The organism is Devosia sp. SD17-2 (assembly GCF_029201565.1).
Lineage (GTDB): Bacteria > Pseudomonadota > Alphaproteobacteria > Rhizobiales > Devosiaceae > Devosia.
Map to the genome: position 1 here is coordinate 4,222,033 of NZ_CP104002.1, position 9,081 is coordinate 4,231,113.

General features: G+C 62.7%; 10 protein-coding genes. 3 read left to right on the forward strand and 7 right to left on the reverse strand.

All coding sequences use genetic code 11. The annotated features are described in order from the left end of the window. The first annotated feature begins 148 nt into the window (after positions 1–148). A complete protein-coding gene (locus NYQ88_RS20715) occupies positions 149–661 on the forward strand; it encodes a hypothetical protein (protein WP_275652943.1) in 513 nt (170 codons plus the stop codon). A 100-nt stretch (positions 662–761) separates the two neighbouring features. Here the strand turns inward: NYQ88_RS20715 and NYQ88_RS20720 are convergent, their stop codons facing one another. The 7 genes from NYQ88_RS20720 to ubiE form a co-directional block, all read right to left on the reverse strand. After that, positions 762–1,784: an LLM class flavin-dependent oxidoreductase gene (locus NYQ88_RS20720; RefSeq protein WP_275652944.1), complete on the reverse strand. Its 1,023-nt coding sequence runs from the start codon at positions 1,782–1,784 to the stop codon at positions 762–764. Positions 1,785–1,891: 107 nt separating this feature from the next. Then, the gene (gene moeB, locus NYQ88_RS20725; RefSeq protein ID WP_275652945.1) at positions 1,892–2,605 is read right to left on the reverse strand and encodes a molybdopterin-synthase adenylyltransferase MoeB; all 714 of its coding nucleotides are present in this window, start codon (positions 2,603–2,605) and stop codon (positions 1,892–1,894) included. 7 nt (positions 2,606–2,612) lie between these two features. Further along, positions 2,613–3,359, reverse strand: coding sequence for a DUF2259 domain-containing protein (locus tag NYQ88_RS20730; RefSeq protein ID WP_275652946.1), 747 nt, complete (start codon positions 3,357–3,359; stop codon positions 2,613–2,615). Continuing rightward, positions 3,313–3,774 carry a dUTP diphosphatase gene (gene dut / locus NYQ88_RS20735; RefSeq protein WP_275652947.1) on the reverse strand — a complete coding sequence of 154 codons (462 nt, stop codon included), beginning with the start codon at positions 3,772–3,774 and terminating at the stop codon, positions 3,313–3,315. Before dut ends, NYQ88_RS20730 begins: the two co-directional genes overlap by 47 nt. After that, positions 3,771–4,373: a hypothetical protein gene (locus tag NYQ88_RS20740; RefSeq protein ID WP_275652948.1), complete on the reverse strand. Its 603-nt coding sequence runs from the start codon at positions 4,371–4,373 to the stop codon at positions 3,771–3,773. Before NYQ88_RS20740 ends, dut begins: the two co-directional genes overlap by 4 nt. 76 nt (positions 4,374–4,449) lie before the next feature. Continuing rightward, complete coding sequence (ubiB, locus tag NYQ88_RS20745; protein WP_275652949.1) at positions 4,450–5,994, reverse strand: 2-polyprenylphenol 6-hydroxylase; 1,545 nt, start codon at positions 5,992–5,994, stop codon at positions 4,450–4,452. 3 nt (positions 5,995–5,997) lie between these two features. After that, positions 5,998–6,762: a bifunctional demethylmenaquinone methyltransferase/2-methoxy-6-polyprenyl-1,4-benzoquinol methylase UbiE gene (gene ubiE, locus NYQ88_RS20750; protein ID WP_275652950.1), complete on the reverse strand. Its 765-nt coding sequence runs from the start codon at positions 6,760–6,762 to the stop codon at positions 5,998–6,000. Between the two features lie 119 nt (positions 6,763–6,881). Here ubiE and mutM point away from each other — a divergent pair, with 119 nt between their 5' ends. Both mutM and rpsT read left to right on the forward strand, forming a co-directional pair. Beyond that, positions 6,882–7,769 (forward strand): bifunctional DNA-formamidopyrimidine glycosylase/DNA-(apurinic or apyrimidinic site) lyase, encoded by an 888-nt coding sequence (gene mutM, locus NYQ88_RS20755; protein ID WP_275652951.1) that lies wholly within the window; start codon positions 6,882–6,884, stop codon positions 7,767–7,769. A 151-nt stretch (positions 7,770–7,920) separates the two neighbouring features. Beyond that, positions 7,921–8,187, forward strand: coding sequence for a 30S ribosomal protein S20 (gene rpsT / locus NYQ88_RS20760; protein ID WP_275652952.1), 267 nt, complete (start codon positions 7,921–7,923; stop codon positions 8,185–8,187). The last annotated feature ends 894 nt before the right edge of the window (positions 8,188–9,081 follow it).

A 9,081-nucleotide genomic window follows, 5' to 3' on the forward strand; every position in this document is an offset into this window, starting at 1 on the left:
CGATCACGAACGCGCTCACCACCTCTTCGCGGCACTACCATATGATTGTCATGGAAAAATGTGGCCGGTTTATGTGAGTTTCCGGCCATTTTCGCCGCGAAGCTACGCGCGCCTTGCAGGAACCACATTGATCGGGCCATGAAAGCACATGCGCTTCGTCTTAGCCCTCCTCGCCGCCTTCGTCCTTTCGGTTTCCCCCGCAACTGCCGACGATCTCACTCGAGCCCTCAACCGGGCCATCGCGCTCTTCGACGCCGCCGCGCCGCAGATGGGCGAGGCCTTTGGCGTCGACCCCCGGCAGTATCGGGATGCACTGGTGATGGGCAAGTTTGAGCGCGGCGGCCAGACCATCTCGCTCTATTACGAAGAAAAGACCGATCCGGCCGGCCATTGCGGCCGCTTTGCCGCCTATACCATGCTGCCACCCCGCGACGGTGTCGTCCGCCTCGTCGTCTGCCCGCGCTTTTTCAGCCCGGGTGCTGACGCGTTGCGCACGCTGACCGTGCTGCACGAGCTGGTCCACGCCGTCACCGATGCCAATGAGTGCCGGGCGATGGCCTATGCCGCTCGCATCCAGCAGCGCGCCACCGGGGCCTTCACCCCGGTGGACGCCTATTGGCAGGCCAATAACTGTGCGGCGTCGGCTTTTTCCCTGCCATAGAGCCTTTCACCGCATCGATGATGCGATCAAAGGCTCTAAGTTCTCTTCTTGTCGCGCTTCCGAACCGGAAAAGTGGCGTCCACTTTTCCTCGAAAGCGCTCTAGCGCCAGCCGAGCGCCGGCGCGACGTGCTTGAGAATGCTCTCGATGACATGGGCGTTGTAGGCGACGCCCAATTGATTGGGCACGGTGAGCAGCAGCGTATCGGCTTCGGCGATGGCCTCATCCTGCCTCAGTTCTTCGATCAGTCGATCCGGCTCGCCGGTATAGCCACGACCGAAGACGGCGCGCTTTTCCGGCTCGATATAGCCGAACTGATCTTCCTCCGGTGAGCCATTGCCGAAATAGGCGCGGTCCTCATCCGAGGTGATGGCAAAGATCGACCGGCTGACCGAGACACGCGGGGCTCGCTCGTGGCCCGCTTCCGCCCACGCCTCACGATAGGCCCGGATCTGATCGGCCTGCTGGACATGGAACGGCTTGCCGCTCTCGTCGAATTTGAGGGTCGATGACTGGAGGTTCATCCCCAGCTTCGCCGCCCAAATGGCCGTGGCGTCGGAGGCAGCGCCCCACCAGATCCGGTCGCGAAGGCCCTCGGAATGCGGCTCGAGGCGCAAGAGGCCCGGCGGATTGGGGAACATCGGGCGCGGATTGGGCTGGGCAAAGCCCTTCCCCTTGAGCACTTCCCAGAACACTTCGGCGTGCTGGCGCGCCATATCCTGGTCGGTCTTGCCCTCTTCGGGCGCAAAACCAAAATAGCGGTAGCCATCGATCACCTGCTCGGGCGAACCGCGCGAAATACCCAGCTGCAGCCGACCGCCGGAGATCAGATCAGCCGCGCCGGCGTCTTCGGCCATGTAGAGCGGGTTTTCGTAGCGCATGTCGATGACGGCCGTGCCGATCTCGATTTTCTTGGTTTTTGCCCCGATGGCCGCGAGCAGCGGGAAGGGCGAGGCGAGCTGGCGGGCAAAGTGATGCACGCGGAAATAGGCGCCGTCCGCGCCCAGTTCCTCGGCGGCCACCGCCAGATCGATGGATTGCAGCAAGACATCGCTGGCCGAGCGCGCCTGGGAATTGGGCGCGGCACTCCAATGGCCGAAGGACAAAAAGCCGATCTTTTTCATGTCAGTTCCAGTGCGCATGGCGTGTCGTTGCTGTTGAGCTAAGCGCCGCCGCCCTCTCGCACAAGTGGCGCGACAGGAACGGATTGGTGCCCGCCAGCGAACAAAGCCTAGTAGGCGAGCTCGGTAAACTGCGCCTCGCGGCTGTCGTAGATCAGCACCTTGCCGATCAGCGGCGTGCCGATGCCGGTGATGAGCTTGATCGCCTCCATGGCCATCAACGTGCCGATAATGCCGGTCACCGGCCCCAGAATGCCATTGGCCTCGCAGGAAGGCAGATCCTTATCAGTGGCGGCATCGGCGAAAAGCGCCTCATGCCCTGGCCCGCCAAGATGGGGCGCGAACACTGTCACCTGCCCCGAAAACATCGACACCGCCCCGGAGACCAGAGGCTTTTGCAGTTTTTCAGCAGAAGCGGCCACGAGCCGTCGGGTGATCAGATTGTCCGTGCCGTCCAGAACAAGGTCATAGGCGGCCAGCACCGGCTCGATATTTTCGGCGTCGAGACGCAGGTCCAGCGCGTCGACCGCAACCTCCGGATTTAGGGCGTGTGCATAGGCGGCGGCGCTCGCCACCTTGCTGGTGCCAACACCGGAACTGGTGTGCACGATCTGGCGATGGAGATTGGTAAGGCTGACATCATCGTCGTCGACAATGCCGATGCGGCCGAAGCCGGCTCCGGCGAGATAGGCCAGCGCCGGGCTCCCCAATCCGCCAGCTCCTACGATGAGCACGCTCGCCGCCTTCAGCCGCTGCTGACCCGCGCCACCAAACCCCTTCAGGACCAGCTGCCGTGCATAGCGGCGGGTTTCCTCCGGCGTCAATTTTGCGTCACTGGCCAATGGGCACCGCGATAAAACGCCGGTCGGGCCCTTCAAAGCCGCCGGAATAGACCGACACGATGGCCACGGCAGCGGAAATGTCCTGAGCCCAGCCGGGCTGCACCACGCTGTGCAGCCGGTATTCGAAAACGCAGCCGCGCGATTCGGGCAGGCGCTTGTCGCGATGGATCACCCGCTCGCCATCACCCTCTTCCAGAATCAGCGCGAGACCCAGCGGCGCTTCGGAAAACCAGTCGCGGCACGGCAGCGGCGATTTTGCCGTAAAACTCTCGAGCCGCAGGGTCTGGTCCGAGGCCGGCTCGCTCAGGCCATAGCCGGGGACGCCGAAACGAAGCTTGGTGAAATCGGCCTCGGCCGCGCCGTCGCCGTTGAGGGCCAGAATTTCGACCGGTTCGGTGATGCCGAATTTTTCGAGGACGTCCGCGGCACCTTCAGCGCTTTGCTTGCGCGCTGCGCCGAGGCCGACCTCCTCATCCTCGATCCGCACGGTCACCGGCGTGCCCGGCACCCATTTGTCGGCCGCAAGGTCGATGACGAAAATCTCGGAGAAGGCAAAACCGGATCCGTCCTGGATGCCGAACTGCTCGAAGGCGAAATATTTTGCATCCGGCGAAAAGCCGATGAAGTCGATCAGCGCCCTGTCCCCGGCAAGCGCAGAGGACGCAGACAGCGCAAGCGCCGCGACGAGGCTAGCGCCCCGTCGAACCAAAGCCGGAACTTCCCCGCGTCGTATCATCGAGCTCCTCCACCACCTCAAAGGCCGGCTGGGTCACCGGCGCCACCACCATCTGCGCGATGCGCTCGCCGCGGGTGATGACGAAGTCGTCCTCTCCCAGATTGATGAGAATGACTTTGACCTCGCCGCGATAGTCGGCGTCGATGGTACCGGGAGAATTGAGCACCGTCACGCCATGGCGTGCGGCAAGGCCCGAGCGGGGCCTCACCTGGGCTTCAAAACCGGGCGGCAGCGCCATGGCAAAGCCACAGGGCACCATGGCCCGCTTGCCCGGCGCGATGGTCAGCCGCTCGCCTTCGGCCAGCGCGGCGCTGAGATCTGCGCCGGCCGCGAGTGCCGTGGCCGCCACCGGCAGGGCGAGGCCCTCACCATGCGGCAACCATTTGAGGCCAATGCTGACCTGGTTAGGGCTCAAGGCGTGCGCACCAGGGCAAAGAGATCAGCCTCAAGACCGGTCTTGCCGTCAAAAATGTCCATGAAGTCGAGCACGACCGTGGCCGACTTGCCGTCGCTGGACTTGTCCATATTGGTCTCGAGAATTTCCTCGCCCGAGATCGACAGAGTGATGGTGCGGCCTTCGAACATGGCCGTCATCATGGCGCGGGTTTCCTCGTCCATTTCTTCGCCGGCGCCGACTTCCTGCTCGATGCCGTTCATGGGCAGGGTCACGCGAACGAGGTTCGGGCCTTCTGCGGTGAACACCATGCCGTTGTCGTCATCGCCTTCGGCCAGATCGGCAAAGGGGCCTTCCTTGATCTCGACGCAGATCGCTCCGCCGTCATCAGTCTCGGTGATCGTGCCTTCGGCGCAGAAGGCTTCTTCGCCGTCTTCGGCACCCTCATCGTCGCTCATCGACACCATTTCGTAGAATTCGGCACTGACGATCTGCGTGGTCGTGGCGCGCGCCGTGGCGTCGCTGCTCAGCGCGACTTCCATCTCGACGTCAATGCAGCCGGCCAGCGTCAGCGCCATCACCGAAACGGTCGCCAACTTGGCGATGAGTTGAACCTTCATTCTATGCTCCCTCGAAATTTTTTACTTATCTGTTCGGCGTTTAGTGGAAGGGGCTCCGGGTGGCAAGGCTGCCGCCTCAGGAGAGATCCAGCATCCGCCAGATGAGCACCAGCACCAGAACGAAGACACTGCCCAGCACCGCCAATATGCCGGCGCGCATCCAGCCATCGGGCGGGCGGCGCATCAGGGCGCGATGTTCGGCCATGGTCAGCTCGGCCTGGGCGATCAGATTAGGCACGCGCCCGAGCGCCGTGCTCATGCGCGAGACATGCCCGGCAAGGTCCTCGATCCGGCCGATCGGGCCTTCCTCGCGGCGCAGCCAGTCGCCGACCACAGGCTCGGCCACGGTCCAGATATCGAGATCGGGATCGAGCGTGCGCGCCACGCCTTCGACCAGCACCATGGATTTTTGCAGCAGCACCAGTTCGGGTCGGGTCTGCATTTCGAAGAGTTCGGTGATGGCAAAGAGCTGCCCCAGCACCCGCGCCATGGAAATGTCGGAGGCCGTGCGCCCATGCAGAGGCTCGCCAATGGAGCGGATGGCGAGGGTGAAATCCTCAACCGACTGGTGCGGCGGCACATAGCCGATGTCGAAATGGCGTTGCGCTACCAGGCGATAATCCCGGGTGATGAAGCCGAAGAGAATGTCGGCGAGGAATTTTCGCTCGTTCTTGTTGATCCGGCCCATGATGCCGAAGTCGACGGCAATGACATCGCCGGTGCGCGGATCGGCAAAGAGATTGCCCGGATGCATGTCGGCGTGGAAGAAGCCGTCGCGAATGGCGTGGCGCAGGAAGGACTGCAGCACCTTTGCCGCCAGCGCCTTGCGATCCACACCTGCCGCATCGAGCGCGGCATGGTCACGAATGGGAATGCCTTCCACCCAGGAGGTGGTGAGCACATTTTCGGCCACCTGGTCCCAGTGCACACTCGGAATGACGAAGCCGGTGTCATCCTTTATGTTCTCGGCCATTTCCGAGATCGAGGCGGCTTCGAGCCGAAGATCGAGCTCGAGCCGCATCGAATGGTCGAGCGTCTGGACCACATCGACCGGACGCAGGCGGCGCGAGGACTTCGACCAGACCTGAGCAATGCGCGCGCCAGTATAGAGGCTGTCGGTATCGGCCCGGAACCGGTCGCTGACCCCGGGGCGCAAAATCTTGACGGCGACGGTCTGCGGCAGCTGGCCCGGCGCGCGAAGGCTCGCCCTGTGCACCTGGGCAATGGAGGCAGCGGCAATCGGGGGGCTGATCTCGGTCAGCGCCTTGGCCTTCTCGCCAAGCGCCGCATCGAGGATCCCCGGCACCAGTGCCGAATCGAAGGGCGGCATGCGGTCCTGCAGCGCCGAGAGATCGGCCGCCGCCTGCACGCCGACAATGTCGGGCCGGGTGGCGAGCGTCTGGCCCAGCTTCACATAGGTCGGACCCAGCTTGTGGAGCGCTGCATTGAGCCGCTCGATGCGTCCGGTGCGTCGGACACTGGGGCGCTCAACGATGCGGCCCATGGCAATGCCGGCCTTCATCATCGGCGGCAGCGATTCGACCGGCAGCACGGAGAGCGCGCCTTCGCGGGCCAGAACCCAGCCGGCGTTGACGAGGCGGAAAAAAGACCCAAGACCCATGCGCTAGAGTTTCCAGCCGGAGAACAGGGTCGCAATATTGCCCGTCATGGAGGTGTGCTTGACCCGCTTGAAGCCCGCCGTCGCCATCATCGAGGAAAAGCGCTGCGGATCGGGGAATTTGCGGATCGACTCGATGAAATATTGATAGGGCTGCGCATCGCCCGTCACCACCTTGCCCATGGGTGGAATCACCCGATCCGAATAGAGCTTGTAGGCGGCGTCGAGCAGCGGCACGTCGACCTGGGAGAATTCGAGCACGAGGATACGCCCGCCGCGCTTGAGCACACGATGGGCCTCGTTGAGTGCGGTCTGCACGCGCGGCACATTGCGAATGCCGAAGGCGATCGTATAGGCGTCAAAGCTGTTGCTCTCGAAGGGCAGCTCTTCGGCATTGGCTTCGACAAAGCTGACCTGACTGGGATAGCGCCAGGTCCGGGCCCGTTCGGCGCCAACGCGCAGCATATCCGAGTTGATGTCGGACACCACGACCTCGGCATAGCCATGGGAGGCATTGACGATGCGCTCGCCGATATCGCCCGTGCCACCGGCCATATCGAGCACGCGGTAGGGACGGCTGCCCGAACGGGGCGCGGCGAGGTCCGACACCAGCGCGTCCTTCCAGAGCCGGTGCACGCCCATGCTCATCAGGTCGTTCATCAAGTCATAGCGGTCGGCGACGTCGTGAAAAACCTTGTTGACCAGACCCTGCTTGTCCTCAAGCGCGACGGTCTGTTCACCGAAGTGGGTGGTTTCTCGGGTCTCGGTCATGGCTTGGCTCGATGCACTTTGTCGTGGACACGATATGGTTCGTCTTGGGCGGCACCATATATAAGGCGACGCTGATTGCCCATGCCACAATGCCGCACAGGCACGAAGGAGATTTGCCCATGCCCGAATTGCCCGAGGTGGAAACCGTCCGTCGCGGGCTCGAGCCGTGGCTGGTGGATGCGCGCATCGACGCGGTCCGCCTCAACCGCCCCAATCTGCGTTTTCCGTTTCCCGAGGGTCTCGCCGCCGCCCTTGAGGGCCAGACCATCGTCAGCGTGGGTCGCCGGGCCAAATATCTGCTGATCCAGCTATCTGGCGGCAAGATCGTGCTCAGCCATCTGGGCATGACCGGATCCTGGCGCTTTGCCGAGCATAGCATCGACAAGCCGCCACGCTATTACGAGCCCGGCACCGAGCCCAAGCACGATCACATGGTCTGGGAGATTTCTCACCCCAAACACGGGGCCAGCCATCTCATCTATGCCGATCCCCGACGCTTTGGCTTTATCGACCTCATGGATGACCTCGAGGACAGCCCCTATTTGCAGGGGCTCGGCCCCGAGCCGCTCGGCAATGATTTTCATTCCGCGGGCATGGCCGAGGCTTTTGCCGGCAAGAAGGCCCCGATCAAGGCGGCCCTACTCGATCAAAGGGTGGTGGCGGGGCTGGGCAATATCTATGTGGCCGAGGCCCTGCACCGCGCCCATATCCTGCCCACGGTCCATGCGGGCACGCTGGTGACCAAGACCGGTCGCCCCAAGAAGGCGCTCGAGGACCTCTCCCACAGCGTGCGCCAGGTCCTCATAGAAGCCATCGAGGTTGGCGGCTCGACCTTGCGGGATTTTCGCAATGCGGAAGGCGGCTCAGGCTACTTCCAGCACAATTTCGCCGTCTATGACCGCGAGGGTGATCCCTGCCCGACGCCGCTCTGTGGGGGAATCGTCACGCGCATCGTCCAGTCGGGGCGCTCGACCTTTTTCTGTCCGGTCTGCCAGAAGGCTCCGTGAGGCGCCAAAGCCTGAATCCTGTTGACGCTCTCCAGGCTTTCCCCTATAGACCCCACCACTTGGGCGGCAGTGGGCCGCCGCTTTCATTTTACTCCGGCCGGCCGCGTCGCTTCGTGCGCATCCTGCCGGTTGGACGCTCCAAGAGGACCAAATGGCCAATACGCCGTCAGCCAAGAAGGCGACCCGCAAGATCGCTGCCCGTACCGCAGTCAACAAGTCGCGCCGCAGCCGCGTGCGCACCTTCATCCGCAAGGTTGAAGAAGCGATTACCGCTGGCGACCACGCCGTTGCCTTCGCTGCCCTCAAGGCAGCCGAGCCGGAAATCCACCGCGCAGCTACCAAGGGCATCGTTCATGCCAACCTGGCAGCCCGCAAGGTTTCCCGCCTCAACAGCCGCGTCAAGGCGCTCGCTGTCTAAGCATTAGCCGCGGCGCCGGACCGGCCGACGCGGCAATCTGAAAACGGGCTCCGAAAGGAGCCCTTTTTCTTTGCCCGTCCCCCGACCGAGCTGCCGTTGCCAGCTTGTCATATGACATTCTCCTGACACCTCTGCCGGATCTGTCCCACACTGGGCCAGGCATGAAAAAGCCAATCTTCGGAATGGCTTAGCGCTCCTTCACGCAAGTCTTTCCCCAGATCGTGCACAGAGCGGAGCCCAAAATGCCGCAGGCGCAAAAATAAATTCTTCACCATTGGCGGGGCACTAGAGGGGGCGATTCTGCATTGAGTCACAAGCTCTTGTGGAAAGCGTCTTTTCCCCCTTTCGCGAGGGGGAAAACCACACTTCGGAGTCAAGCCCCTATTTCATCGATTCACGTGTTGCGGGTCCAAAATCGTCCCTCTAAAGTAACTCTACCAGCGCAGGAAACGAGGCCTGAACGGGCGCTCGGAACTGAGCCGGATTTTACTTACGGGATGTAGCATAGGGGTCGTCCGGCGGATTATGTCGGGACGGCAAAGGGTCAATATGACAAAATTGGCAGGGCCGTATGCAGCCGGGTTTTTGCGGGCGACCGCAGTAGAATAGACCTCCGACCGGGTTAGGTCGGACTTCAAGGGAATGGTCGATAGGGAGCGGCGGGCAACCGCCGGAGGGGTTTTTGCGTCCGGTTTTCTGGGCGCCGAGCAATTTCGTCTGCCTTCGGGGAGACGAATTTCAATATTGGCATTTGAGCCCAGCGCAATTTGCGGAACGCCGGGCCGAGAAACAGGGCAGATAACAGTGATGCGACAGGCAACAGCGGGAAGGGATGATTGGTCAACGGCCGCCACTCCCTCCCTTCCCCAATCCAGCTCAAGCGTTGTTCCTGTC

Coding starts and splice junctions, on each gene's coding strand:
- NYQ88_RS20715 (WP_275652943.1), top strand. CDS start 149: ATGCGCTTCGTCTTAGCCCTCCTCGCCGCCTTCGTCCTTTCGGTTTCC.
- NYQ88_RS20720 (WP_275652944.1), bottom strand. CDS start 1,784: ATGAAAAAGATCGGCTTTTTGTCCTTCGGCCATTGGAGTGCCGCGCCC.
- NYQ88_RS20730 (WP_275652946.1), bottom strand. CDS start 3,359: ATGATACGACGCGGGGAAGTTCCGGCTTTGGTTCGACGGGGCGCTAGC.
- NYQ88_RS20740 (WP_275652948.1), bottom strand. CDS start 4,373: ATGAAGGTTCAACTCATCGCCAAGTTGGCGACCGTTTCGGTGATGGCG.
- ubiB (WP_275652949.1), bottom strand. CDS start 5,994: ATGGGTCTTGGGTCTTTTTTCCGCCTCGTCAACGCCGGCTGGGTTCTG.
- ubiE (WP_275652950.1), bottom strand. CDS start 6,762: ATGACCGAGACCCGAGAAACCACCCACTTCGGTGAACAGACCGTCGCG.
- mutM (WP_275652951.1), top strand. CDS start 6,882: ATGCCCGAATTGCCCGAGGTGGAAACCGTCCGTCGCGGGCTCGAGCCG.
- rpsT (WP_275652952.1), top strand. CDS start 7,921: ATGGCCAATACGCCGTCAGCCAAGAAGGCGACCCGCAAGATCGCTGCC.